Consider the following 25137-nt stretch of genomic DNA (forward strand, 5'->3'; position numbering starts at 1 on the left):
CGCCCGGTGGGACCGTTCTCCCGCCCGGTCGGCCCGGTGGGCGGGGCATCGGGGAACGCCTGCGGCAGGATGGGCCCCATGTTGCACTCCCGTATCGCCGTCAGCGGAGCGTCCGGACTCATCGGGGCGGCGCTCGTGCGCGCGCTGCGGGCCGACGGCCACGAGGTCGTCCGCCTGGTGCGCCACCCGGCGCGGACGGGCGACGAGGTGGAGTGGGACCCGAAGCGCCGGTACGTCGACGTGGCGGGGCTGGTGGGGTGCGACGCCGTCGTCCACCTGGCCGGGGCCGGGGTGGGCGACCACCGCTGGACACCCGCGTACAAGCGGGAGATCCGGGACAGCCGGGTGCTCGGGACGACGGCGGTGGCCGAGGCCGTCGCCTCGCTGGACGTGCCCCCGAAGGTGCTGGTGTCCGCGTCGGCCATCGGCTACTACGGGGACACCGGGGACCGGGCGGTCGACGAGAGCGCCCCGGCCGGCACGGGCTTCCTGCCCTCCGTCTGCGTGGAGTGGGAGGCGGCGACGGCGGCCGCGCAGGAGGCGGGTGTGCGGACGGTGCACGCCCGCACCGGTCTGGTGGTGGGTCGTGCGGGCGGGGCCTGGGGACGGCTCTTCCCGCTGTTCCGGGCGGGGCTCGGCGGGCGGCTGGGCGACGGCCGCCAGTACTGGAGCTTCATCGCGCTGCACGACGAGGTGGCCGCGCTGCGGCACATCCTGGAGACGGAGTCGCTGTCGGGCCCGGTGAACCTGACCGGCCCCGACCCGGTCACCAACGCCGAGGTGACCGCCGCCATGGGCCGGGTGCTGCGCCGCCCCACGCTCCTGACCGCTCCGGCACCGGCGCTGCGGCTCGTCCTCGGCGACTTCGCACAGGACGTGCTGAGCAGTCAGCGGGTGCTGCCGGGGCGGCTGCTGGACTCGGGCTTCGACTTCGCCTTCCCCGGCATCGACGCGGCGATCCGCGCCGCGTTGCGCTGAACGCCCACGACGACCCGTATGACGCCGGACCACGACGACCCGTACGGCTCCGGACCGGTGTGAAGGCGAACGGCGAACGCCCACGACGACGGACCGGGGTGTACGCGCACGGGACCGGGGCGCGGTGCGCACACCGCGAGGCGCCGCTCCCGACGTGCCGCCCGGCACCGGCCCGAACGCGCCGAGGAACACCGCCCGGGCGACCCGTGCACCATCCCGCCGAGCGCGCCGCGCCGCTCCCCCGCTGCCCGCCGAACACTCCGCGTCCCCGCACCCCGAGCCGCCCGCCGAACGCGCCTCGCACCGCCGCGACCAGCGCACCGCGAGGACACCGGCGCACATCGGCCGCGCCCCTCGGGACCGCGGTCCTCCTCCCCCGCCACCGAATCGGACGGACGTGCGACCCCGTGCAACGGTGCCCCGGGTGCGCGCGTCTGCGCCTGTCGCGGCCCCGCTTCTAGCCTCCTTGCGAACTCGGATGTTCCGGGGGTCTGTCGGGGGCAAGGGCCTCCCGCCGGTTGCGACGACTCGGGGAGGGCACGTGCTCAGCTCGGCACATCACGCGGACGTCGTCATCATCGGGGCGGGGATCGCGGGCCTGTCGGCCGCCCACCGTCTGACCAGCGCGGGCGTGAGCGTCAGCGTCCTGGAGGCGGGCCCCCGGGTCGGCGGCCGGATGACCACCACCGCGTCGGACGGCTTTCTGCTCGACCACCTGGGGCCGCTGCTCAGCACCGCGTACCCGGAGCTCCGCCTCACGCCCGCCCTCGAAGGGCTCGCCCTGCGCCCCTTCGCCCCGGGACTGCTCGTACACAGCGAGGGCCGCCCGTACCGGATCGGCGATGCACGGGGCGCGCGGGGAGCGTTCAAGGTGGCGCGCGCCCTGGCAAGCTCTCCCCGTCCGCCGATGGGCGGGCCGATCGACCAGGCCCGGCTGAGCGCCGCCCTGAACCGGCTCGCCGCCACGCCGGCCTCCCGCATCCTGGCCCGGCCCGAACTGACCGCCCTCGCCGCCCTGTCCCAGCGGGGCCTGCCCTCCCGTACGGTCAACGGCTTCCTGCGCCCGCTGCTCTCCGCACTCCTGAGCGACCCGGACCTCACCACGTCCAGCCGCTGCGCCGATCTCGCCCTGCGCGACTACGCGCGCGGCAGGCTGTGCGTGCCGGCAGGCGGTTCGGGCAGGCTGCCCGAGCTGCTCGCCGCCTCGCTGCCGCCCGGCACGGTACGGACGGGCGTCCGTGTCACGGCCGCCGACATCACCTCGGTCCGCACCGAGGAACACGGCGAACTCGGCTGCCGCTCCCTGCTACTGGCGACCGGCGCCGGTGCCGCCGCCCGATTGCTGCCCGGTCTGCGGGTGCCCGCCTTCCATCCGGTGACGGTGGTTCACCACACCGCTCCGGTTCCCCCGCAGACCGGTGCCTCACTTCTGCTGAACGCGGACCGGTCGGGTCCGGTCGCGCACACGGCGGTGATGAGCGAGGTCGACCCCGCGCGTGCCCCGCGCGGGGTGGCGCTGATCACCTCGACGGTGCTCGGCACCCCGCCACCGGACCTGGACCGCGCGGTCCGCGCCCATCTCGCCGTCCTGTACGGCGCCCCCACCGACGACTGGGAGCTGCTGGCCGCCCACCACGACCCCGAGGCCGTCCCCGCGATGCCCGCACCGCATGATCTGCGCCGGCCGGTCCGGCTGCTGGCCGGGCTGTACGTGTGCGGCGACCACCGCGACACCAGCACGGTGCAGGGCGCCCTGTTCTCGGGGCGCCGCGCCGCCGAGGCGATCCTGAGCGATCTGGGCGCGCGGCCGGGGCACGGCAAGGGGGACGGGGGCGGGGAGGCGCTGCCCGAAGCGGCATGACGCCCTCCGGGCCGGGCCGCGGGGCGCACCGGACCCGGCACCACCCGTGTCGCGGCGGCCGGGCCCCGGCATCGCCCGGAAGCCCCCACGGGACGGGCGCCGGCCCGGAGGGGATCCCGTCTCACCCCAGTGCGGCGACCCGTTCGCGGTATCCGCGTACCGCGGCCGCGTCCCGGTACGGCTCCAGGCGGCGCTCGAAGTCCCGTACGTACTCCATCGCCCGCGCCGAGCGCATCTCCATGGCCTGCTGGGCGGCCTCGGCTCCCAGCAGGCACGCCTGGTCGAGCTCGCCGAGCGCGAGCCGGGCGCAGGCCAGCACCACCCGGCAGAACAGCCGGCTGCGGGCATACAGCGGGGCACGCAGTTCGAGGGAGCGCTCCGCGTGCTGCGCCGCGGCCCGGTACTGCTGGAGGTCGCGGTGGCAGTGCCCGAACTCGTCGGCGAGCTGCGCCTCGTCGAAGTGGCCCGCCCAGTGCGGCACCTCGTCCCCGGGGCGTGCGGTCTCCAGCGCGCGCTCCGCCCGCGCCAGCGAGGCGGTGCAGGACCTGGCGTCCCCGAGCACCCCGTGCCCACGCGCCTCGACGGCGTGCAGCAGGGACTGCACGAGCGGTGGGGCGGACGCACCGATGCCCTGCTGCGCAACCCGGGCCAGTTGCACGGCTTCCCTGCCGTGCCCGAGGTAGACGGCCTGCCTGCTCATGGTGATCAGGACGTAGCTGCCGTACGCGCGATCCCCGGCGGCCTGGGCCAGCCGCAGCGCCTGGACGAAGTAGCGCTGGGCCAGACCGTGGGCCGCGATGTCGTACGAGGTCCAGCCCGCCAGCCGGGTCAGGTCGGCGGCGGCGGAGAACAGCCGGCGCCCGGTGGCCTCGCCGTAGGTGCCCCGCAGCATCGGTTCCGTCTCGTGCTCCAGATAGCGGACGAGCGCCTGCCGGGCGTGGCCCCCGCCGTAGGTGTGGTCGAGGGTGCGGAAGAGTTCGCCGACCGAGCGGAGGGCGGCGACGTCACCGCCGCCGACGCGCTGGCCCGGGGTCCGCTCGGTCTGCCGCTGCCGGGGCACACCGGGGCCTCCCGGCATGCCGACGGCGGTCGCGGGCGGCGCGGACGGTCCGGTGGGCCGGGACGGCCCCGGTCCGCGCGTCCCTCCGTGGGAACCGAGTGCGTGGCCGGGCCAGCGCACCCCGTGCGCCCCGTACGCCCCCTGGGCTCCGGCCCCGGGTGCCCCACCGGCCGGCCGAACGCCCGGTGTGTGGCCCCCGCCCGCGTCGCCCGGCACCGGGGCCACGCAGTCGCCGCCCCGCGCCACCCACTCGTCGGCCCGGCCGATCAGCCAGTCCCGGCTGGGCACGACGAGTCCCGCCGGGGTGAAGGCGATCTTGCGCAGCTCGGCGTGGCTGCCCGAGTCCTTCCGCCACAGCCCGCTGACGATGTCCACGGCCTCGGCGGGCGTGGCCGCGAACTCCAGGCCCGCGTAGACGGGAGCACACGCGTCGAGGCCCAGGTCCTGTGCGGAGAGCCGGCGGCCGAGTCTCCGGGTGAAGACCTCGGCGATCAGCGCGGGGGTGGTGCCGCGCGGCTGCTGCCCGCGCAGCCAGCGGGTCACGGAAGTCTTGTCGTACCGCAGATCGAGGCCGTGCTCCAGACCCAGTTGGTCCACCCTGCGGGCCAGGCCGGCGTGGGAGAAGCCGGCCTCGTTGATGAGCGAGGCGAGTCGGCGGTTGGGGGTGCGCTGCGGAGGTCGTTCCGACATCAGCTGTACGGTCTCCTGACTTCGGGGCCGGACGAGCAGCCCTAATGGAACGGCGTGAATGTAGCGACCTTCGACCAGGCCAAACCCGCCTTCGCTCCGCTTTCATCCGATCGTGTGAGGATTGAAAACGACGCTGACGAAAGCCGCTGGAAGCCGGCGGAACCCACCTGCCGGTCCGCCGTCCGGGAACCGGACGTACAGTGGCTCGGGGCTGATTCAGTGCTGGTGACGCGGCTCGGGGCATTCCCGGCTCCCGCCACCCACGAGTAGGAAGGCATCTGTCGTGACCGAGCTCCGGTTCGTCCGACTGGGATTCGGCGAGGAAGCCGTGGACTACGAGGTGGCCTGGCAGAAGCAGCGCGAGGTGCACGCGGCCAGGTTCGCGGACGCCGTCCCGGACACCTGCCTGATGCTGGAACACCCGCCCGTCTACACGGCGGGGCGGCGCACGCTCGACAGCGAGCGCCCGCTGGACGGCACCCCGGTCGTCGACGTGGACCGGGGCGGCAAGATCACCTGGCACGGCCCCGGCCAGCTCATCGGCTACCCGATCCAGAAGCTGCCCCGCCCCGTGGACGTGGTGGCACACGTCCGCCGGCTCGAGGAGGCCCTGATCCGTTCCGCCGCCGAGTTCGGTTTGGAGACCACCCGGATCGAGGGCCGCAGCGGGGTCTGGGTACTCGGCGACCCGGTCGAGGAACGCCCCGCGACCGGCGGCCTCTCCCTCGACTTCGACCCGAGGCTGACGGACGAGGAGTTCGACGCCCGGCTGCACGGCCCCGAGTACGCCCCGTCCAACGCCGGTCAGCGCCGCGAGGACCGCAAGCTGGCGGCGATCGGCATCCGGGTCGCCAAGGGCGTGACCATGCACGGCTTCTCGTTCAACGTGAACCCGGACACCACCTGGTTCGACCGCATCGTGCCGTGCGGCATCCGGGACGCGGGCGTCACCTCGCTCGCGTACGAACTGGGCCGCGACATCACGGTTCCCGAGGTGCTCCCGGTCGTCGAGAAGCACCTCAAGGACATCCTGGAGAACGCGGAGCTCGCCCCCCGCGCCGTCGAGCGCCCGGCGGAAGCCGTGGCCACGGCCTGAGGTCCGCGGGCCCGGCCGGGAATAGGGCCTGTCGGCCGCAGGTTGGCCAGACGTAAGACCGTACGAACCACGGGCGTACCCTGGTGTCCGCCGAAGAATCCAAGCCGAAGCATCCAGTGCAGTGAAAGCAAAGGGGAGTGCCGGAGTGTCCGCTGTCGCACCCGACGGGCGCAAGATGTTGCGCCTGGAGGTCCGGAACAGCCAGACCCCCATCGAGCGCAAGCCCGAGTGGATCAAGACCCGGGCGAAGATGGGCCCCGAGTACAACCAGTTGCAGAAGCTCGTGAAGAGCGAGGGCCTGCACACGGTGTGCCAGGAAGCCGGCTGCCCCAACATCTTCGAGTGCTGGGAGGACCGCGAGGCCACGTTCCTCATCGGCGGCGACCAGTGCACCCGGCGCTGCGACTTCTGCCAGATCGACACCGGCAAGCCGCAGGCGCTGGACCGGGACGAGCCGCGCAGGGTCGGCGAGTCCGTCGTCACGATGGACCTGAACTACGCCACCATCACCGGTGTGGCCCGCGACGACCTGGAGGACGGGGGCGCCTGGCTGTACGCGGAGACCGTGCGCCAGATCCACACGCTGACCGCGGAGCGGGAGGCCGGCCGCACCAAGGTCGAGCTGCTGATCCCCGACTTCAACGCGGTGCCCGAGCAGCTCGCCGAGGTCTTCTCCGCGCGCCCCGAGGTGCTCGCGCACAACGTCGAGACGGTGCCGCGGATCTTCAAGCGGATCCGCCCCGGTTTCCGCTACGAGCGTTCCCTGGAGGTCATCACGCGGGCCCGTGAGGCCGGCCTGGTGACCAAGTCCAACCTCATCCTCGGCATGGGCGAGACCCGCGAGGAGGTCAGCGAGGCGCTCCGCGATCTGTACGAGGCGGGCTGCGAACTGATCACGATCACGCAGTACCTGCGGCCCTCCGTACGCCACCACCCGGTCGAGCGCTGGGTGAAGCCGCAGGAGTTCGTGGAGCTGAAGGACGAGGCCGACGCGATCGGCTACTCCGGCGTGATGTCCGGGCCGCTGGTCCGCTCCTCGTACCGCGCGGGCCGGCTCTTCCAGCAGGCCATGGAGCGGCGCGCTGCCGCCACGGCGGCACCGGCCGTGTGACGCCTTCCCCGGACTCCCGACCGGTGATCACCGGCTCGAAGCGGCCCATCCGCGCCTCGCAGGTCCGAGGCTCGGATGGGCCGCTTCGGCGTGCGCCGCGCCCGGATCGGGGTTTCATTGATGTGTGACCGAACGATTACCCACCGCTGTCCACTGTCATGGCACAGCGACGGCGCCGGGCGGCGCACACACCCGCCCGTCCACACGATTCCGTTCGCACCACTCACTCCGCACGATTCATCCGCCCATCGGCTTTGAGGAGATCTCCACGATGCAGGCCGTGCCAGTACGCGCCGCCGCCGTCCCTTCCGTCACCTCCGTCACCCACGCCCTTCGCGCCGTCGAGTCGCTGCTGCTGAACGGCGGCCAGCGCACCGCCCGCCGCAATGCCTGGACCGCCGTCCTGGAGGATCGCCGCCGGGCCAGGGACCGGGTGGAGGTCGAGCACGTACTGGCCGGGCACGTACCGGAGGCCGCGGCCGACCGCCGTTCCCGAGCCACGTAAACTTCTGTACATGGCGAGGAAGGCACAGACTGAGGGCGCGGAGAGCGTCGAGAACGCGGGGCGGCTCAAGCAGATCGCTCTGACTTACAAGATGACTCGGCGGACCGATCCCAAGGTCGGTCTCGTCGTCGCGGGCGTGGGAATCGTCACCTTCGGTGTCCTCCTCGGAGCCGGGTTCCTGATCGGTCACCCGGTCTACCTGGGCATTCTGGGCTTTGTACTGGCCCTCCTCGCGATGGCGATCATCTTTGGGCGGCGGGCCGAGCGCGCTGCCTTCGGGCAGATGGAGGGACAGCCGGGTGCCGCGGCGGCGGTGCTCGACCGGATGGGCCGGGGCTGGACCACGACCCCCGCGGTCGCGATGAACCGCAACCAGGACGTCGTTCACCGCGCCGTCGGCAAGGCGGGCATCGTGCTGGTCGGCGAGGGCAACCCGAACCGGCTGAAGTCGCTGCTCGCGGCCGAGAAGAAGAAGATGGCGCGCATCCTGGTCGACGTCCCGGTGCACGACATCATCGTCGGCAACGGCGAGGACCAGGTGCCGCTGAAGAAGGTGCGCACCAAGATGCTCAAGATGCCGCGGGTGCTCACCGGCCCGCAGGTGACCACCGCGAACGACCGGCTGCGGGCGATGGGCGACCTGATGAGCAACATGCCGCTGCCCAAGGGCCCGATGCCGAAGGGCATGCGGATGCCTCGCGGTGGCGGGAAGATGCGCTGACGCCCGACGAGGCGGGAACGAGACGAGGGCGGGGTGCGGACCGGTTCGGTCCGCACCCCGCCCTCGTCGTTTCCCGGTCGGATCCCTGCCGGCTCCCGGTCAGATACGGACCTGGACCGCGCGGGCCAGACGGTCGTGCAGCCCTCGCCCGTCTCGGTCCCAGACCAGAGCGGGGATGGCCAGGCACAGCAGCACGCTGCGGACGACGACACGTCCGAAGGTGAGTCGGCCGCCGTTCTCGGCGATGACCCTGATGCCCATGACGCGCTTTCCGGGCGTGCAGCCGACGGTCCCCACGGTGAGCACGCTCAGCACGAGAAAGGCACCGAGGGCCCAGTTGCCGGCCGTCTGCTGATCGCGTGCGAACAGCCCGTACGCGATCAGCAGGCACAGGACCCAGTCGATGAAGAGGGCGCCGAGGCGCCGGCCGAGCGGCGCCACGGACCCCGGCCCGTCCTCCGGCAGGCCGAGCCGCTTACCCCGATAGCCGAAGTCGACCCCCATCTCCTCGGCGGCCGCGCGCGGTCCGGAGAGCCACGATCCGATTACTTGCCTCTTGTCCACCCGACCACGGTACTGCGCCCGCCCGTGCCTCCGACCGGGCGGGTCCACGGGCCGCCGGACATGACCGGGAGCTTTGCTCGCGCACGTCCCGGTTAACTTCTGCGAAACAAATGGGTCATGATTGAGAAATCCGGTCTGCCTATGGTCGGGACCAGCGCGTGCCACCGGACTGGCCGCAGCGAAGGGCCACAACCCCGTCCCTCCCGGGCCGGGAGTAGGAGGAGTTGGATGTTCCAGAACGCCGACGAAGCGAAGCAGTACATCGCCGAGAACGATGTCAAGTTCATCGACGTCCGGTTCTGCGACCTGCCCGGAATGATGCAGCACGTCACGGTCCCGGCGGCGACCTTCGACCCGGCCGACGACCTCGCCTTCGACGGCTCGTCGATCCGCGGCTTCCAGGCCATCCACGAGTCCGACATGGCGCTGCGCGCGGATCTGTCGACCGCCCGCGTCGACCCGTTCCGCCGTGACAAGACCATCAACATCAACTTCTTCATCCACGACCCGATCACCGGCGAGCAGTACAGCCGCGACCCGCGGAACGTGGCCAGGAAGGCCGAGGCGTACCTGGCCTCCACCGGTATCGCCGACACCGCGTACTTCGGTCCCGAGGCCGAGTTCTACGTCTTCGACAGCGTCCGTTTCCAGACCTCGGCGAACGAGAGCTTCTACCACATCGACTCCGAGGCCGGCGCCTGGAACACCGGTGCGCTGGAGAACAACCGCGGCTACAAGGTCCGCTACAAGGGCGGCTACTTCCCGGTCCCGCCGGTCGACCACTTCGCCGACCTGCGCGCGGAGATGTCCCTGGAACTGGAGAAGAGCGGTCTGGAGATCGAGCGCCAGCACCACGAGGTCGGCACCGCCGGCCAGGCTGAGATCAACTACAAGTTCAACACGCTGCTCGCCGCCGCCGACGACCTGATGCTCTTCAAGTACATCGTGAAGAACGTCGCCTGGCGCAACAACAAGACCGCGACCTTCATGCCGAAGCCGATCTTCGGCGACAACGGCTCCGGCATGCACGTCCACCAGTCCCTGTGGGCCGGCGGCAAGCCGCTCTTCTACGACGAGCAGGGCTACGCGGGCCTCTCGGACCTCGCCCGCCACTACATCGGCGGCATCCTGAAGCACGCCCCGTCGCTGCTGGCCTTCACCAACCCGACGGTGAACTCGTACCACCGCCTGGTCCCCGGCTTCGAGGCCCCGGTCAACCTGGTCTACTCGCAGCGCAACCGCTCCGCCGCGATGCGCATCCCCATCACCGGCGCCAACGCGAAGGCCAAGCGCGTCGAGTTCCGCGCCCCGGACCCGTCGTCCAACCCGTACCTCGCCTTCTCCGCGCTGCTGATGGCCGGTCTCGACGGCATCAAGAACAAGATCGAGCCCGCCGAGCCCATCGACAAGGACCTCTACGAGCTGGCCCCGGAGGAGCACGCGAACGTCCAGCAGGTCCCGACCTCCCTCCCGGCCGTCCTGGAGGCGCTGGAGGAGGACAACGAGTACCTCCAGGCCGGCGGCGTCTTCACGGCCGACCTGATCGAGACCTGGATCGACTACAAGCGCACCCACGAGATCGCCCCGATCCAGCTGCGCCCCCACCCGCACGAGTTCGAGCTGTACTTCGACCTCTAAAGCACGGGACCCGGATTCCGACGGCCGCCCGGCGGAGTCCGGATACGGCGACGAGGGCCGCCGCCTCCGAGTGGAGGCAGCGGCCCTCGTCCGTGCGCGATGGGCCGAGGGACGTCAGCGGCCGTTTCGGATCAGGGAGCGGACCATGCGGCAGGTGCTGTCGGACGGCGGGTGGACGCCGATGCGCTCGGCGGTCGTGCGTATCCTGCGGTCGGTCGCGGTCGAGGGGTAGTAGACGCCCGTGTCGAGCAGGGCGATCGCCAGGCGCATCGCCTTCAGGCGGCGGTTGTGGGTGATGTACCACTCGCGGGGGCGACCCGCGGGGAGCGGCTTCTTCCGCAGGGGCTTGTGGTACTGCTCGGTGGTGGCTGTCGTGACTGTGGCAACGGCCATGGGCATCCTCCTGGCACGGTCGTGGAACCCTCACGAACTCCCTCTATTTTACGGGCTATCACTGACAATCGTCCCTGGCCAACGGCACTTTGGAGGCTTTCTCCCGTACCGTTGGCGGCATGGAGATCTGGATCAATCCCGCCTGTTCGAAGTGCCGCAGCGCGGTGAAGCTGCTCGACGCGGAGGGCGCCGAGTACACCGTCCGCCGCTATCTGGAGGACGTGCCCTCACCGGACGAGATCCGGGCGGTGCTCGACCGGCTCGGGCTGGAGCCGTGGGACATCACGCGTACGCAGGAGGCGGAGGCGAAGGAACTCGGCCTCAAGGAGTGGCCGCGCGACGCCGGTTCGCGGGAGCGGTGGATCTCGGCGCTCTCCGAACGTCCGAAGCTGATCCAGCGCCCGATCATCACGGCCGACGACGGGACCGCCGTCGTGGCCCGTACGGACGAGGCGGTACGGGACGCCCTGGCCCGCTGAGGGGGGCTCGCCGACGGCGGCCGGGCGCCAGGGCCGGGCGGGGCACATGCACGCCCGGCGCTCGCGCCCCTCCCCGGCTCTTCCACCTCTCCGCCGCCCCTCTCCTCTCCGGCCGCTTTTCCCTTACCGTCCCGCCCGCTCCTCCGCCTCGGCCAGCAGCTCCGTCATGCGCAGCCCGAACCGTACGTCGCACGGGTGCGGTTCCCCCGTGCGCGCCGACGCGACGAGCGCGTCGACGGCCGCACCGAACGAGCCGACGGCGTCGCCCCAGCGCGGCAGCGTGACGACGCCCTGTTCGCCGCGCAGCTCGATCTCCGTGCCCGCCGCGCCCACCGGCGCCCCCAGGGCCAGGGTCACCGTGCTGGAGGCCCCGCTGGTGTGGCGGAGGATCAGGTGCATGGTGTCGGCCCGGCCGCGGGCCGCGGTCAGATGGGTCACATCGCCCAGTACCGGGATCAGGACCGACAGCACGTGCGGGCCGACGTCCCACAGCCCGCCCTTCTCACGGCGCCAGGGCGAGGCCGCGTACTCGTTGGCCGCACCGGGGGCGTACAGCGCTCCGATCCACTGGGCGCGGGCGGTGAACCAGTCGTCCACGGCCGCCTGCTCCTCGATCCAGACGGCCGTGGCGGGCGCGAACCGCAGGGTGCAGAAGACGACGGACGCGACCCCGGACCGCTCCACGGCGCGGGCCACCTCGCGGGCTCCCGCGACGGTGGTCGCGACCGGCTTGTCCAGCAGCACGTGACGCCCGGTGGCCGCGGCACGGGCGGCGAGCGGGGCCTGGACGTCCGGCGGCACGGCGAACGCGATGGCGTCGCTGACCGCGAAGAGCTCGTCGAGACCCGTGTCGTCGCTGTACGCCGTGGTCCCGTGAGCGGTGGCCAGCGCCTCCGCCGCCTCGGGACGCCGCCCCCACACGCCGCTCAGGACCACATCGGGGTGGGCGGCGAGGGCGGGGGCCTGGGTGTTCCTGGCCCAGGGGCCCGTACCGACGAGACCGACGCGCAGAGGGATCGGGGAATGTGTCGTCATGGGGCAAGTCTGCCCGGTCCCGGCCTCGCATCCGTGTGGGACTGCGCGGACCGACCGGTCAGCGGGTCCCGTGCCCGACGCCCGCGCCGAGGCCCTGCGCCGGGGCCCTGGGCCGATGGCCGGACCGGGTGCAGCCGGTATCCGGTTGTCGCGGTGCGGGGTTCCCGGTTACGTTTGCCGGGCCGGCCGCGGGACTCCGGCCGCGACTTCCGGGACTTGCCTCTGAAGCAACGATTTCGCTGTTCGCGCCCCCATTCCCCGGCCGGCACCGCCGTCCCGCGCACGGCCGCGGCGCGATACCACGGGGGGATCCATGCCGGACACGGGCACGGCCACAAACGCGGCCACGGGCACGGCTTCCGGCGGCGGCGCCGGACTCGTCGCCGCGGAGGACGTACTCCTCTTCGTGAACGCGGCGGTCACCGCCACCGGTCAGCGCGAGTTCCGTTCGACGGCGTGTCAGCAGCGGCTCTCGCTGGACTTCCTGCACGCCTATGTACGAGTCAACTACCGCCGGGTGTACGCCTCCGCGCTGGCCCTCGACATCAACGACCACAACGCCGCGCGGATCGTCCGGGGCCTGCTGGAGACCGCCGCCGAGGCGACGGTGGAGGAGAAGCGGACCGAGGGCCGGCTGATCGCCGCTCGGCTGGCGAAGCTGCCGCCGCAGCGCGTGTACCGGCTGTTCCGGGCGCTGCGCGCGGCCGGGGTGAACAACCGGCGCACCCGCGCGATCATGCGCGACTGGCTGGCCGCCCGGCCGGATCCGGCGCATGACGCGGTGAAGTACCGCACGGGCCTGAAGACCGCCGCACGCCATGTCCACCTCCGGTTCGGCGCCGGTCCCGGTGAAACCGGCGAGACCGGTGGGTCCGGCGCGGTCGGCGAGGCCGCCGAGATCGGGGACTTCCTGTTCCGGCCCGGTCGGCGTCCCCGGTACCGCCATCCGGTGCTCGACGCGTGGCGGCGCGCCCCCTACGAGCAGGGCGCCCTCATGGAACTGCCGTTCACCGTCGCCGAGGGCTTCGCCGCCCGGCACGGAATGAAGCGCGAGGTGTTCCTGGAGCGGATGATTCCGCGGATGACCCGGCTGGAACGGCTGCGGACCCTGGAACGGCTTCGGACCTCGGGGCGGCGGGGCGACGCGGCGCAGGCGCCGCTGCCCGCGGACGTCGATCTGACGGCGATGCCGCTGACCCGGCTCGCGCTGTACGTGCTGTCGCTCGGTTTCGACGCGCGGTCGGCGCACCGCGTGGAGCTGACGCGTGCGCTGCGTGCCGCCGCCCGGCGTGCGGCCGGGCCGCAGGCCGGGAGCTGGGGGAAGGTGGCGGGCGTGCTGGACGACAGTTACTCGTCGTCCGGATCCGGCGAGAAGCGGCGCCGTCCGCTCGCCGTCGCGCTGGCCTGCCACTTCCTGCTGGAGGCGCTGTCCGCGCCGGGCGGGTACACCGCGCTGTGGACCTCGGGAGGCACCGATCCGCTGCTGGTCAGGCCCTGGGGGCCGACCCCGCTGGGCAGCCGTGTGCTGGACGCCCTGGAGCTCGGCCCGGACCGGCTGGTCATCGTGTCGGACGGCTGGGACAACGCACCGCCCGGCCTCGCGGGCGAGGTGCTGCGGGTGTGGCGGACGCGGCTCGATCCGGACCGGCGCACGGCGGTGGTGCACGTGAACCCGGTGTACGACGCCGACGGTTTCGATGTGCGGCGGCTCGCTCCGGGCGTGCCCGCGGCCGGTATCCGGGACGCGGAGGATCTGCCGGCCCTGGTGGAGATCGCACGGTTCGCCGAGGGGCGTACCGGGGCGGACGCCCTGTACGCCTACCTGGACCGTCAGGTCGCACGATTCGTCGGGGAACGTCTCGTCGCCGCACCCTGCGCCGGAACGCGGGAGGCGCGCGTCCCGCACGGGACGGACGGCGCACGGGAAGCGGTCGGCGCCCGAGGGGCCGGGGCCCTGCCGGCAGCAGTGCCAGGAGGCGCGTCGTGAACCGGCTCGAACTGACCGGGCTCGTCACCCGCCCCGCTCAGGTGTGGGGCGGCATCCGGCTGGTGCCGCTGGTCCGGGAGGAGCCCGTCGAGGGGCTCCGGCTGCACCGGGAGGTCTACACGGCCTCCGGGAGCGGCGTCGTCGACCTCGGGCCCCGCACGCACTACATCTCGTACATCCCGCACGGCTTCGTCGCCGACTGGTCCGGCGAGGACGCGCAATCCGCCGCGTACGGCACACAGCTCGGTCCCGGAACGGGTGAAGCGTCGCGGAAACGGCCACTGCGGACCGTACGGATCCAGCGTGGCCGCCACCATCGGATGGCCAAGCGGCAGCCCGGTGACCGGCTGCGGTTCCTGCCGCTCCATCTCGCGCTGGAGGGCTATCTCGCCCTGCACTTCAGGGGTCCCGCCATCGCGTGGGAGGAGTGGTCGCGCCAGGCGCTGCGCGATGGGCTCTCGCCGCGCGCCGAGGCCGCCTACATGGGGTGGTCGGTGCGCGGGCTCGACGAGGCGCTGCGGACCTTCGAGATCCATCCCGGCCAGTGCGGGGTGATGGTGTACGCGGCGGACGCGCTCGCCGCCGCGTGCGTCGTGCCGCACCCGGACGACTACCGGCTGCTGCACCGCTCGCTCGTCCAGGACATGTACGGGGAGCTGGTCCACCACTACGCGCTGTACGGCGGGCCGGTGGCGGAGTTCGCGGCGCGGATCGGCGACGGTCCGCACCTGCGGACGCTCGCCGACCTGCGAGCGGAGGCGCGGGCCCAGGAGCGGGCGTGGGCCGAGGCGCACAGCACGGTGTTCGCCCGCGAGCTGCTGGACTCCTCGTACACCTTCGATCAGGTGTACCAGATGGGCTCGTTCACACTGTGGCGGTTCCTACCGCCGTTCCGGCTCGACGGGGACGGTCGGCACATCGGTGAGACGATCACCGATCACAAGGGACGGGTCGCGTATCTGAAGACGTTCCGGCTGTCGGACGGGCAGATCAGGCGCGGCCATCTGCTGCACCGGCTGGCCGACGCGGACTGGCGGCTCGCGGAGGCGGCCACGGCGCTGGGCACCGATGAGGGGGAGCTGCTGCGCCGGATCCGGTCGGCCGGTTTCGAGGCGTTGCTCAGGCATCGCGCGCCGGGCGGAATTCCTCGGTGACACGCCGTCGTGCCCGGATCCGGTCCGGGGAGGCTACGGCGGCGTCCTCGTCCTGTGCGAGGTCCGCGACATCGATATCACGGGGGTGAGGCGCGACGCGGCACGAACGGGACGGCCGCGGCGCACGGACCGGCGGGGCGTCCGGGGCCGCGTTTGGAAGGCCGGTCGGGGTCCGGGCGCGGTCGACGCGGCTGGGATGCCCCACCCATCCGAGTCGCCGTGACGGTCGGGGCGGTCACGGCGACCGCGGCCAGCCTGAACAGTCAACGCGTGGGCGGCGTCGCAGTGTCCGTGCCATGGCCGAAAGTGAGGAAGCCGACGCCGGGGGCCGGTACGGACGGGCGGCGGACCTCTGCTGCGGCGCCGCGTTCTCTGGTTCAATGGGGCCATGGCCGGTATCCAGTACACCTCGACGGGTCGCGGCGACCTCGAACCGTTCTGGCCGTCCCGTCAGCACCACGACTTCGACCGGGTGTGTCGCCGCGCGAGGAACGCGCCGGCCCTCTAAAACCGCTCATCGCGGCCTTCGGCCCGCGCGCAAGCAAAGTCCGTCCGTCGACGACTCCTTCGCGCGAAAGAGCTGACCTCATGAAGAACAGCCGTACCCTGTCCGCCGCTGCCACCGCGGCGCCGGCGGCCACCGGGGCCTCCGCCCGCTCCCTCTCCCCCCATCGCCTTCGGCTGCGCGCCGTCGCCACCGACGAGGTCGTCCCGCTGGCCGACGTGGCGGAGTTCCTGCCGCCGGGTGCCACCTGGCTGCCCGCGCCCCAGCACACCGTTCCGGCGTTGCCGGGCCGACCGCCGATGGTCGGTTACCTGGTGCTCGTACCGGCCGATCAACAGCCTGCGGTCGCCGCGGCGACCGCCGCGGCCCGGTATGCGGTGCCGTCGCCGGCGGACGAGACGGACTCGGGTCCGGTGCGCATCGACCCCGTGCAGCGCATCGCGACGGTGGACGGGAGAACGCTCGACCTCACCTTCCTGGAGTTCGAGTTGCTCGCCCACCTCGTCGCGCACCCGTACCGGGTGCACACCCGCGACCACTTGGTGACCACGGTCTGGGGGTACGGACACGTGGGCGACGGGCGCACCGTGGACGTCCACATCGCCCGGCTGCGCCGCAAGTTGGGGGCCGAGCACCGGCATGCGATCCAGACGGTGCGGCGCGTCGGTTACAAGTACGCCCCCTGACGCGGGAAACGGGGCCGCGGGCGAGGGCGAGGGCAAGGGCGCTCCCGGTCCGGTGACCGCCGGACCGGGGCGGTCTCGTGACCGGGCCCTCGCCCGGGACACGGCTGCCCCACCGGGCCGCCGCCGGGACCTGCCGCAGCGTCAGCGCCGTGACCGGCAGCGTTTGCCCGGAGGGAGGGTCGTCCGGTGCGCGCGACCGCAGGGCGGCGGGAAAACCCGGACGGGGGTCTCCTCGCCCGAACGGAGCCGAAGGTTCGGGGAAGTGCGGGGAAGTGCCGGACGCCGCACGGCAGGCGGCAGGCGGCAGGCGGCAGGCGGCAGTTCGACGACACCGCCCAGCGGCCCGACGCACCGACGCACCGACGCACCGGAGTGACCATCGCACGATCCATTCGTTCTGCTGAATGTGCGCCCGCTGCCCGAAATACCTCCCGCGGCCGTCCGGGCCGACGCCGAGCAGGCCGGGGCGGTGCTCGTCGAGATCTACCCGCGGCTGGCCCGGCTCGGCTATCTGGCGCTGCCCCCGGCGCTCGGCCGCCACCGCCGGGTGCTGATGGCGCACACGCTCGCCCAGCGGGCGCTGCTGACGGCGCACCGGGCCGCGGGCGCCGACCACGCCGAGGCCCCGCCGCCGTGCAGGTCCGATGATCCGGCGGCGGTGGAGGACCCGCTCCACGCGTACGCCCGGGAACTGGTGGTGCGCGGGGCCCTGGGGGCGGGATGCCCGTGGCGGCGTGTCCGGATGGCACCGCTGCCGCAGGTGTGGGGACTGCGGCTGTACCCGCACACGGGCGGATCGGACGAACTCGCCCTGCAACAGGCCCTGTCGGCACTCTCCGGTGCGGGGCGCGCCGCCTATGTCCTGCGCGGCCTGGAGCGGCTGCCCGATGCCCGGGTGCGGCGGATGCTCGCCGCCGCCGGGGTGGTGGACCCGCACGCGGCGCTCGCCGAGGCGGACGGCGTGCCGACGCCGTACGCACTGCTCGACTCCCCGGAGTTCGACCCCTGTTCGCTCCAGGTGCGTCCCCCGGACCTGCCGCGCCGCCGGCAGTACAGGAGGGCGGTGACCGCGGCCGTGGCGGCGCTACTGGTGTGCGGGGCCCTGCTGGGGCCGCCTGGGCGCGGCTGGGGGCACGACGCCTCCCCGACGTCCCCACGCATGGACGCCCCGCTTCCCGAGCGGGCCCTGGATGCCGACGCGTCGCGCCGCGTACCGGAGTCGTACCGGAGGTTCCCGCCGCGGGCCGACTTCGCCTCCCGGCCGGCCCGGGGCGACCGCGCCGACGCCGATCGGCCTCCGCGCCGCACGTTCGCCGTGCGATCGGCACCGGACGGAACGCTGCGCCGTCCGGCGGCCGGGGGCGCGCCTCACCCGTTCCACCTCCGCCGGGGCGGCGGGGCGACCACGGCGCCGCTCCACGACGGGCCGCGCGTCATGCGGTACGCGGAGGCGTGGGACGGCGACCCCGCACTGTATGCGGAGGCGTGGGACGGCGACTGCGCACGGTATGCGGAAGCGGGCGGCGGCGCCGTGCGCGAGGGTGCGGCGCTCGGCTTCGCCCAAGTCGACGAAGCCGACACGGCCTCGGCCGGGGCGCCGGCCACCGGCCCCACGGGCGAGCGGGCCGAACACCTCACCGCACCCTGGGCGAGTGCCGGCTCCGTACGGGATCCGCTCGGCCCGGACGGTGCCGCGCGACCGCCGTGGCCCACCGCCGACGGTCCGACCGCGCCGGCCGGGGCGGACGAACGGGCCCGGCCGGACGGGACGCCGGCGGACGGCGAGTGGACGGGCACCCCGCCCTGACATCACCCGCGCAGGCCCCCGCACCGGGCGGTGCTGACGGCCGCGCCGACGGCGGACCCGGCCAAGCGCCCCGCACCGGCCGCGTGTTCGGGCACCGCAAGGAAATCGTCGTACGACCTCTGTCGCGTCGGCATACCCGCCAGTACATTGACATCATGTCTAATACGCAGTCGGCGCCGGTCGCGGCGGAGCGGACACCGCTCAAGGCCCGCAAGGTCTCCTTCGCCTGGGACGAGACACCTCTGCACTGGGTACCGGGCGACCCGTTCACCACGCACACCATCAACGTGCTCCATCTGCTGCTGCCCGCCGGGGAGCGCTGGTTCGTCCATGTGTACCGGCAGGTCCTGCCGTACATCCACGACGAGCACCTGCGTCAGGACGTCATCGGCTTCATCGGGCAGGAGGCCGTGCACTCGCAGGCCCACGACGACGTGCTGCCCCATCTGAGGCGGCTCGGTCTGGACCCGACGCCGTACACCGCACAGGTGGACTGGTTCTTCGAGAAGCTCCTGGGCGACCGCACCCTGCCGCCGGGCCGGGCCCGGACGTGGTGGCTGATGGAGCGGGTGGCGCTGATCGCGGCGATCGAGCACTACACCGCCTTCCTCGGCGACTGGGTGCTGAACGCCGACGAGCTGGACCGGCGTGGTGCCGATCCGACGATGCTGGACCTGCTGCGCTGGCACGGAGCGGAGGAGGTCGAGCACCGCTCGGTCGCGTTCGATCTTTTCATGCATGTCGACGGCGGCTACCGGCGGCGGGTGCGGACCTGGGCGGCGGCGTTCTCCGCGATGCTGTTCCTCTGGCAGCGGGGCACCCGCTTCTTCATGGAGAACGACCCGACGCTGCTGGACGGCAAGGCGTCGTTCAAGGAGTTCTACCTGAGCGGCAGGCGGGGCACCCTGCCCTCCACGGACGCCCTGATGCGCTCCGTCCCCCGCTATTTGAGCCGTTCCTACCATCCCTCGCAGGAGGGCTGCACCGCCCAGGCGATGGGCTACCTCGCCCACTCCCCCGCGGCAACGGCCGCCGAGGCACGGACGACGGGAGCCGGCTGACCATGCCCCTGCCCCGCCCGCGTACCGTCCTGCTCGTCACCGGCACCGCGCTGCTGGTCCGGCGTGCCCTGCGCCGCCGCGTCCGGCGCTCCCCGCTGTGGCCGCTCCCGGCTCTGGAGAACCCGGTGTCCGGCCACTCGGAGCGCCGCTCCACCACCACCCACCGGCTGCTGATCACGGAACGGACCTCGCCCGCCGACGGCGTGGTCCGGCTCCGTCTGGAGGGCACCGCTCTGCCGTCCTGGCGGCCCGGCGCGCACCTCGATCTGCTGCTGCCCTCCGGCCTGGTCCGGCAGTACTCGCTGTGCGGGGACCCGGCCGTCGCCGACACGTACACGATCGCGACCCGGCTGGTGGAGGACGGCCGGGGCGGTTCGCGGGAGGTCCATGAACGGCTCCGGGAGGGCGACGAGGTGGAGGTCCGCGCCCCGCGCAACCGGTTCCCGCTCGTCGACGCCCCCGCGTACCTGTTCGTCGCGGGCGGCATCGGCATCACCCCGATCCTGCCGATGCTGCGGTCCGTCGCCGCCTCGGGCGCGGACTGGCGGCTGCTGTACGGCGGACGGTCCCGTGCCTCGATGCCGTTCCTGGACGAGATCGAGAAGTTGGGCGCGGACGGCGGCCGGGTGACGGTCGTCCCCGCCGACGAGGCCGGCCACCCGGACACGGCCGGGGCCTTGGCAGACACGGCGCAGGGCACGGCCGTGTACTGCTGCGGTCCGGAGCCGCTGATGGACGCGGTCGCCGCCGCCCTGCCGCCCGGCCGCACCCTCCATCTGGAGCGCTTCGCCCCGGCGAGCGCGTCGTCGGCCGGCTCCGGCCCCTTCGACGTGGAGCTGCGCCGGTCCGGCCGCACGGTCCGGGTGGCGGCGGACCGGTCGGTGCTGGCCGCGGTGCGCGAGGAGGTCCCGCATGTCTCCTACTCCTGCGAACAGGGCTTCTGCGGTACGTGCCGACAGCGCGTCCTGGAGGGTGAGGTCGATCATCGCGACGAGCTCCTGACGGATGCGGAACGGGACGACTCGATGCTGATCTGCGTGTCCCGGTGCCGGGGAGAACGGCTGGTCCTGGACCTGTGACGGGTGCGGGCGGGCCGCCGCCCGGACGTCGTCGGCGGACCGGCCCGCGGCCTCTCACCCACCGCCGCCTCGGTACGCTGTCCCCCATGACGACCGGGGTGCGGCGCAGGATGGGTGTCGAGGAGCGCAGACGGCAACTGATCGATGTCGCGCTGGAGTTGTTCGGCAACCGCGCCCCGGACGAGGTGTCGATCGACGAGATCGCGGCTGCGGCCGGCATCTCGCGCCCCCTGGTCTACCACTACTTCCCGGGGAAGCAGAGTCTGTACGAGGCGGCGCTGCGGCGGGCCGCGGACGAGTTGTCGGCCCGGTTCGTCGAACCGCGCGAAGGGCCGCTCGGGGCGCGACTGCTGAGGGTGATGGAGCGGTTCTTCGACTTCGTCGACCAGCACGGCCCGGGATTCTCGGCGCTGATGCGGGGCGGGCCCGCGGCGGGCTCATCAACGGCGAACGCGGTGATCGACGGGGTGCGCCAGTCGGCGTACGAGCAGATCCTGACCCATCTCGACGTCGAAGTCCCCTCGCCACGCCTGGAGTTGGTGGTGCGCTCGTGGGTTTCGCTGGCCGAGTCGACGGCGCTGCTCTGGCTGGACGGGCGGCGTGTCCCCCGCGAGGAGCTGGAGAAGCAGCTCGTGCACGACTTCGCGGCGCTGACCGCGGTGCGTGCCGCGTACGACGCGGAGATGGCCGGCGTCATGTTGCGGGTGCTCGGGCAGGAGCCGGCGGACGGGCTGTTCGGGGAGCTGCTGGAACGGCTGTCCGCACTGACGCCCGCCATACCGGCCGTCCCCGTCCAGCGTGCGACGGACCCGCGCGCCGACACCGCGTGACGGCCCCCGGCGGGTGACGGCGGAGGACCGCCGCACGCGCTACGGCAGCAGTTCGCCCTGGAGCGCCGCCGCCAGGCCGACCTCCGCGTTGTCCGCCCGGCCCCGTTCGAAGGCGCGCTGGTAGGCGGCGTCGCCGACGGCCTCGCGGGCCTGACGCTCGCACGCCTCGCGCAACGGCCCGAGCTCGGGAGTGCCCCGCTGCGGGTGACCGACCATGCGCCAGTAGACCTGGCCCGTTCCGTACACCCGGGCGGCGCGGGCGCCCGCGCCCTGTGCGGCGATCGCCGCGGCCAGGATGTCCAGCCCGAGCGCGATACCGAAGCGGTCTCGGAGGCGGTACTTGCCCGCGAGCATCGCGCGGGCGTGGGCGGCGGAGGTCTCTGCGTCGCCGCGCATCAGGGCGATCAGGGCGAGTTGGTAGTCGACGTAACTGAGGGTCCAGCGCTCGTCGCGGGCCCGGCAGGCGGAGCGCAGTTCCCCGGCCGCCTCGGCCGCCTCGTCCAGACGGCCGAGCCCGATCAGGGCGAAGACGGTGATGAGGCGGCAGCGCAGCCGGTAGGCCGCTTCGAGCCGGGAGCCGGTGCCGGTGAAGCCCAGGACCTGCTCGATCCGGCGCAGGCTCGCCCGGGGCTGACCGATCATCAGGTGGGTGAGGCCGCACAGGTAGGCGGCGGCGAGGATGCCCTCGTCGATCCCGTCCCGGGAGGCGGCCTCGGTGCACTCCCGGCCCAGGCGGAGGGCGGCCGAGTAGTCGCCCTGGAGCATGACGGTCATGCCCAGCACCCACAGGGCGCGGGTGCGGTGGGGGCCCTCGGCCGGGCCGGCGTCCAGCGCGCGCCGGGCGTAGTCGCGGGTCTGCGGCAGATGACCGCAGCAGCACCAGAAGAAGCCGATCCGGCCCGCCATCTCCTGGGCGGCCGCGGTGTCGTGGACCAGCAGGTGATCGAGGGCGGCGCACAGGTCGGCGTGCGTCTCGGCGATGCGGTGGTACCAGGTGATCTGGTCGTCGCCGGTCCAGCCCGCGTGGGCCCGGCGGGCCAGGCCGTGGAAGCAGGCGGCGTGCCGGTCGGCGGCGGCCCGCTCCTCGTCCAGTTCGGCGAGCCACATCCGCCCGTACTCGCGGATGGTGTCGAGCATCCGGTGGCGTGCGCCGTCGCGTCGGACGACGGACTTGGCGACCAGGCCGTTCAGCGCCTCGGCCACCCCGTTCTCGGTGAGCGGCCCGCCGGCGCAGACCTCGCGGGCGGTGTCCTCGTCGAAGTCGCCGCGCAGGACGGTCAGTCGCGCCCAGAGCAGCCGTTCCAGCGGGGTGCACAGTTCATGGCTCCAGCCGATGGCGGTGCGCAGGGTGCGGTGGCGCGGCGGCAGGGCCGAGGCGTCGGCCGGTACGTCGAACCGGGTGCGGATCCGGGCGGCGACCCGCTCGACGCTCTCCTCGCCGAGCGCCCCGGCCGCGAGCTCGATGGCGAGCGGAATGCCTTCGAGGCGGCGGCAGATCTCGGCGGCGGCCTCGGCGGCGGCCGGTGCCCGGAGGGTGAGGCCGGGGGCCGCGGCGGCGGCCCGGTCCCGGAACAGGGTGAGCGCGTCGCCCGCGCCCTCGACCGGGAGCGGTGCGACCTCGACGGGCCGTTCGCCCCGCAGGCCGAGGGGCTGCCGGCTGGTGGCCAGCACGGTGAGGCCGGGCGAGGTGGTGAGGATCTCGCCGAGCAGGTGCGCGCAGGCGGGGAGCAGGTGATCGCAGGAGTCGAGGACCAGCAGCAGTTCCTTGTCGGCGAGCCATTCGCACAGCGCGTCGACGGGGGTGCGCAGGGTGTGGTCGGAGAGCCCGACCGCGTCGGAGACGGTCGCGATGAGGAGGCCGTCGTCGTGGAGCGGAGCCAGGTCCGCCCAGCGGACCCCGTCGCGGTAGGCGGGCACCGCCTGCCGGGCGGCACGGAGGGCGAGCCTGGTCTTGCCGACGCCGCCGCTGCCGGTGAGGGTGGTCAGCCGGTGGGCGGCGACGGTGTGTTCGAGTCCGGCAAGTTCCGCTTTCCGTCCGACAAAGCTCGTCGTCTCCTCGGGGATGTCGCTCGCCATGGTCACCGTCACTGAAACAGGTGGACCGGCCGGTCGCGGCCCCTGGTCCGTACGTCCCAGGCATGGGAGAGACCTGGGGTACCGGAGTGGGAGACCGGACCGGCCGGGGGTGGAAACGGCACGCCGGAGGGTGCGGTGGTGCGGCACTCGCCGGCGGCTGCCTGGTGCCCAACCTAGTACTGTCACGGCTCGGTTCAGGACGGGCACCACTCTCGTACCTCCCGGAACGGTGAACCTTCCGGAACTTCGCTCATGCGGCGACTTCTTGACGGTAATATCCCCGCCGCCGCCCGGACGGGCATGGGGCGCACGGCCCCATCGGACCGGACCGGCCGGGGGTGCCGTGGGCCGGTGTCCCGGTCCCGGTCCGGTCCGCCGTGTCAGCCGCCGCAGGTGCGGGCGCCCGTGTGCAGGGCGAGGGCGGTGTCGGCGGCGAGGGTCGCCGTGAAGCGGCCGGAGGCGTCGACGGTGACGCCCCTGCCGGACTGGACGTCGCAGTAGGCGCCGGCGGGCAGCGAGGTCTGGAAGGTGCGGGTCAGCGCAGAGCCCTCGCGGTTGATCGCGACGTACGCCCGGGAACCGCGGCCGAACGCGATCCGGTCGCCGCCGTCGTCCCACCAGTCGGTGACGGGCTCACCGCGCGCGGTGTTGCGGAGGGCGACCATGGAGGAGATCTCGGGCCAGGCGTGCTGGCACTTCCATCCGTCGCGGTAACAGGCGTTCACCGTACCGCCTCCCGGCGGCCCGGCGTCCCGGTCGGACCACTCGTAGCCGGAGTGGACGTCGGGCGAGCCGTACGGCCAGGCCAGCATGAAGACGTTGGCCAGGGTGTACGCCGCGCCGTCCTGGTAGCTGAGCGTGTCGCCGCCGCGCTCGGTGTCGTGGTTGTCGACGAAGACGCCCGCCTTCGACGACGGCATGAAGCCCCAGTCCTCGCCGTAGTTCCTCAGATACGCGAGCTTCTCACCGGTGAAGACCTGCTTGAGACCGCGTGCGTAGCGGAACTCCTGGACGTCTCCGTTACCGGTGTACTCCTCGGGCCGGACGGCCTCCCCCTCCCCGTATATGACCTCCTGCTTCCAGTAGGCGTCCGGCTCGCTCAGCCGTGCCTTGACGGCCGCCAGGTCGGTGGCGGGCATGTGCTTGGCGGCGTCGATGCGAAAACCGTCGACGCCGAGCGAGAGCAGGTCGTCGAGGTAACCGGCGATCCTGCCGCGGACGTACTCCTCGCCGGTGTCCAGGTCGGCCAGACCGACGAGTTCGCAGTTCTGGACGTTCGCCCGGTCCCGGTAGTCGGTGACCGGCGCGGTGCAGTCGTCCAGGTCGGCCGCGGAGTACAGGCCGGGGTAGTCGTACTTGGTGTACGGGGTGCCCCCGGTGCCGGTGCCCGATCCGGCCGCCATGTGGTTGATGACGGAGTCCACGACGACCTTGACGCCCGCCGCGTGACACGTGTTCACCATGGCGGCGAAGGAGGCGCGGTCGCCGAGCCGCCCGGCGATCCGGTAGCCGACCGGCTGGTACGAGGTCCACCACTGGTCGCCCCGGATGTGTTCCTGGGGCGGCGAGACCTGTACGTAGCCGTAGCCGGCCGGGCCGAGGGAGTCCGTGCACGCCCTGGCCACGGAGTCGAACTTCCACTCGAAGAGGACGGCGGTGACGTCCTTGTCACCCGGTGCCGACGCCTCGGCGGCTGGGGCGGGGCCCATGAGTGCGGTGGCGGCCGCCGTCAGGGCGAGAGCCGCGGACAGGGGTCCGCGCGGTGCTGTGCGTGCCATGTTTCCTCCTGCGGTGAAGGGGACATGCGGGTCACGGTGCGGG

General features: G+C 73.0%; 20 protein-coding genes and 1 pseudogene. 15 read left to right on the forward strand and 6 right to left on the reverse strand.

Features of this window, described 5'->3' with window-relative positions:
- Positions 1-78: 78 nt before the first annotated feature.
- Both ACIHCL_RS01890 and ACIHCL_RS01895 read left to right on the forward strand, forming a co-directional pair.
- Positions 79-978 (forward strand): TIGR01777 family oxidoreductase, encoded by a 900-nt coding sequence (locus tag ACIHCL_RS01890; protein ID WP_399855795.1) that lies wholly within the window; start codon positions 79-81, stop codon positions 976-978.
- A 541-nt stretch (positions 979-1519) separates the two neighbouring features.
- Positions 1520-2839 carry an NAD(P)/FAD-dependent oxidoreductase gene (locus ACIHCL_RS01895; protein ID WP_399855797.1) on the forward strand — a complete coding sequence of 440 codons (1320 nt, stop codon included), beginning with the start codon at positions 1520-1522 and terminating at the stop codon, positions 2837-2839.
- A gap of 121 nt (positions 2840-2960) precedes the next feature.
- Here the strand turns inward: ACIHCL_RS01895 and ACIHCL_RS01900 are convergent, their stop codons facing one another.
- A complete protein-coding gene (locus ACIHCL_RS01900) occupies positions 2961-4589 on the reverse strand; it encodes a regulator (protein WP_399855800.1) in 1629 nt (542 codons plus the stop codon).
- 283 nt (positions 4590-4872) lie between these two features.
- On the opposite strand from ACIHCL_RS01900, the gene lipB reads away from it, so the two are divergent.
- The 4 genes from lipB to ACIHCL_RS01920 all read left to right on the forward strand — a co-directional run bounded on the left by lipB (position 4873) and on the right by ACIHCL_RS01920 (position 8022).
- On the forward strand, positions 4873-5685 hold the full coding sequence (lipB, locus tag ACIHCL_RS01905) for a lipoyl(octanoyl) transferase LipB (RefSeq protein ID WP_399855803.1): 813 nt from the start codon (positions 4873-4875) through the stop codon (positions 5683-5685).
- 145 nt (positions 5686-5830) lie between these two features.
- Positions 5831-6796, forward strand: coding sequence for a lipoyl synthase (lipA, locus tag ACIHCL_RS01910; RefSeq protein ID WP_399855804.1), 966 nt, complete (start codon positions 5831-5833; stop codon positions 6794-6796).
- 271 nt (positions 6797-7067) lie between these two features.
- Positions 7068-7301 (forward strand): hypothetical protein, encoded by a 234-nt coding sequence (locus tag ACIHCL_RS01915; RefSeq protein WP_399855806.1) that lies wholly within the window; start codon positions 7068-7070, stop codon positions 7299-7301.
- 10 nt (positions 7302-7311) lie between these two features.
- On the forward strand, positions 7312-8022 hold the full coding sequence (locus tag ACIHCL_RS01920) for a DUF4191 domain-containing protein (RefSeq protein ID WP_399855808.1): 711 nt from the start codon (positions 7312-7314) through the stop codon (positions 8020-8022).
- Positions 8023-8121: 99 nt separating this feature from the next.
- On the opposite strand, the gene ACIHCL_RS01925 is transcribed toward ACIHCL_RS01920, so the two are convergent.
- Positions 8122-8586 (reverse strand): RDD family protein, encoded by a 465-nt coding sequence (locus tag ACIHCL_RS01925; RefSeq protein ID WP_399855811.1) that lies wholly within the window; start codon positions 8584-8586, stop codon positions 8122-8124.
- Positions 8587-8814: 228 nt separating this feature from the next.
- Here ACIHCL_RS01925 and glnA point away from each other — a divergent pair, with 228 nt between their 5' ends.
- Entirely contained in the window at positions 8815-10224 is a 1410-nt protein-coding gene (glnA, locus tag ACIHCL_RS01930) for a type I glutamate--ammonia ligase (protein ID WP_399855813.1), read from the forward strand.
- A gap of 114 nt (positions 10225-10338) precedes the next feature.
- Here the strand turns inward: glnA and ACIHCL_RS01935 are convergent, their stop codons facing one another.
- A complete protein-coding gene (locus tag ACIHCL_RS01935) occupies positions 10339-10617 on the reverse strand; it encodes a hypothetical protein (protein ID WP_399855816.1) in 279 nt (92 codons plus the stop codon).
- Positions 10618-10736: 119 nt separating this feature from the next.
- On the opposite strand from ACIHCL_RS01935, the gene ACIHCL_RS01940 reads away from it, so the two are divergent.
- Positions 10737-11096, forward strand: a complete 360-nt coding sequence (locus ACIHCL_RS01940) for an arsenate reductase family protein (RefSeq protein ID WP_399855819.1) — start codon at positions 10737-10739, stop codon at positions 11094-11096.
- Between the two features lie 123 nt (positions 11097-11219).
- Here the strand turns inward: ACIHCL_RS01940 and ACIHCL_RS01945 are convergent, their stop codons facing one another.
- Complete coding sequence (locus ACIHCL_RS01945) at positions 11220-12131, reverse strand: Gfo/Idh/MocA family protein (RefSeq protein WP_399855821.1); 912 nt, start codon at positions 12129-12131, stop codon at positions 11220-11222.
- A 313-nt stretch (positions 12132-12444) separates the two neighbouring features.
- Between ACIHCL_RS01945 and ACIHCL_RS01950 the strand changes: the two genes are divergently transcribed.
- From ACIHCL_RS01950 to ACIHCL_RS01980, 7 genes are all read left to right on the forward strand, one after another.
- Positions 12445-14118 carry a hypothetical protein gene (locus ACIHCL_RS01950; RefSeq protein ID WP_399855823.1) on the forward strand — a complete coding sequence of 558 codons (1674 nt, stop codon included), beginning with the start codon at positions 12445-12447 and terminating at the stop codon, positions 14116-14118.
- The gene (locus ACIHCL_RS01955; RefSeq protein ID WP_399855825.1) at positions 14115-15272 is read left to right on the forward strand and encodes an ARPP-2 domain-containing protein; all 1158 of its coding nucleotides are present in this window, start codon (positions 14115-14117) and stop codon (positions 15270-15272) included. Before ACIHCL_RS01950 ends, ACIHCL_RS01955 begins: the two co-directional genes overlap by 4 nt.
- Before the next feature lie 588 nt (positions 15273-15860).
- On the forward strand, positions 15861-16463 hold the full coding sequence (locus ACIHCL_RS01960) for a winged helix-turn-helix domain-containing protein (protein ID WP_399855827.1): 603 nt from the start codon (positions 15861-15863) through the stop codon (positions 16461-16463).
- A 406-nt stretch (positions 16464-16869) separates the two neighbouring features.
- On the forward strand, positions 16870-18270 hold the full coding sequence (locus ACIHCL_RS01965) for a hypothetical protein (protein ID WP_399855829.1): 1401 nt from the start codon (positions 16870-16872) through the stop codon (positions 18268-18270).
- A 155-nt stretch (positions 18271-18425) separates the two neighbouring features.
- Positions 18426-19331, forward strand: a complete 906-nt coding sequence (locus ACIHCL_RS01970; protein ID WP_399855831.1) for a metal-dependent hydrolase — start codon at positions 18426-18428, stop codon at positions 19329-19331.
- 2 nt (positions 19332-19333) lie between these two features.
- Positions 19334-20410, forward strand: a complete 1077-nt coding sequence (locus ACIHCL_RS01975) for a PDR/VanB family oxidoreductase (RefSeq protein ID WP_399855833.1) — start codon at positions 19334-19336, stop codon at positions 20408-20410.
- Between the two features lie 86 nt (positions 20411-20496).
- The gene (locus ACIHCL_RS01980; RefSeq protein ID WP_399855836.1) at positions 20497-21240 is read left to right on the forward strand and encodes a TetR/AcrR family transcriptional regulator; all 744 of its coding nucleotides are present in this window, start codon (positions 20497-20499) and stop codon (positions 21238-21240) included.
- A gap of 39 nt (positions 21241-21279) precedes the next feature.
- On the opposite strand, the gene ACIHCL_RS01985 is transcribed toward ACIHCL_RS01980, so the two are convergent.
- Complete coding sequence (locus ACIHCL_RS01985; protein ID WP_399855839.1) at positions 21280-23316, reverse strand: ATP-binding protein; 2037 nt, start codon at positions 23314-23316, stop codon at positions 21280-21282.
- A 383-nt stretch (positions 23317-23699) separates the two neighbouring features.
- Positions 23700-25094: pseudogene (locus tag ACIHCL_RS01990) on the reverse strand (alpha-amylase family protein); the annotation flags it as partial.
- Positions 25095-25137: the final 43 nt, after the last annotated feature.

It is taken from the genome of Streptomyces sp. NPDC052042 (genome assembly GCF_044548345.1).
In the GTDB taxonomy this organism is placed as follows: Bacteria; Actinomycetota; Actinomycetes; order Streptomycetales; family Streptomycetaceae; genus Streptomyces.

Coding starts and splice junctions, on each gene's coding strand:
- ACIHCL_RS01900 (WP_399855800.1), bottom strand. CDS start 4,589: ATGTCGGAACGACCTCCGCAGCGCACCCCCAACCGCCGACTCGCCTCG.
- ACIHCL_RS01980 (WP_399855836.1), top strand. CDS start 20,497: ATGACGACCGGGGTGCGGCGCAGGATGGGTGTCGAGGAGCGCAGACGG.
- ACIHCL_RS01915 (WP_399855806.1), top strand. CDS start 7,068: ATGCAGGCCGTGCCAGTACGCGCCGCCGCCGTCCCTTCCGTCACCTCC.
- glnA (WP_399855813.1), top strand. CDS start 8,815: ATGTTCCAGAACGCCGACGAAGCGAAGCAGTACATCGCCGAGAACGAT.
- ACIHCL_RS01920 (WP_399855808.1), top strand. CDS start 7,312: ATGGCGAGGAAGGCACAGACTGAGGGCGCGGAGAGCGTCGAGAACGCG.
- ACIHCL_RS01935 (WP_399855816.1), bottom strand. CDS start 10,617: ATGGCCGTTGCCACAGTCACGACAGCCACCACCGAGCAGTACCACAAG.
- ACIHCL_RS01945 (WP_399855821.1), bottom strand. CDS start 12,131: ATGACGACACATTCCCCGATCCCTCTGCGCGTCGGTCTCGTCGGTACG.
- ACIHCL_RS01940 (WP_399855819.1), top strand. CDS start 10,737: ATGGAGATCTGGATCAATCCCGCCTGTTCGAAGTGCCGCAGCGCGGTG.
- ACIHCL_RS01950 (WP_399855823.1), top strand. CDS start 12,445: ATGCCGGACACGGGCACGGCCACAAACGCGGCCACGGGCACGGCTTCC.
- ACIHCL_RS01890 (WP_399855795.1), top strand. CDS start 79: ATGTTGCACTCCCGTATCGCCGTCAGCGGAGCGTCCGGACTCATCGGG.
- ACIHCL_RS01975 (WP_399855833.1), top strand. CDS start 19,334: ATGCCCCTGCCCCGCCCGCGTACCGTCCTGCTCGTCACCGGCACCGCG.
- ACIHCL_RS01985 (WP_399855839.1), bottom strand. CDS start 23,316: ATGGCGAGCGACATCCCCGAGGAGACGACGAGCTTTGTCGGACGGAAA.
- ACIHCL_RS01970 (WP_399855831.1), top strand. CDS start 18,426: ATGTCTAATACGCAGTCGGCGCCGGTCGCGGCGGAGCGGACACCGCTC.
- ACIHCL_RS01960 (WP_399855827.1), top strand. CDS start 15,861: ATGAAGAACAGCCGTACCCTGTCCGCCGCTGCCACCGCGGCGCCGGCG.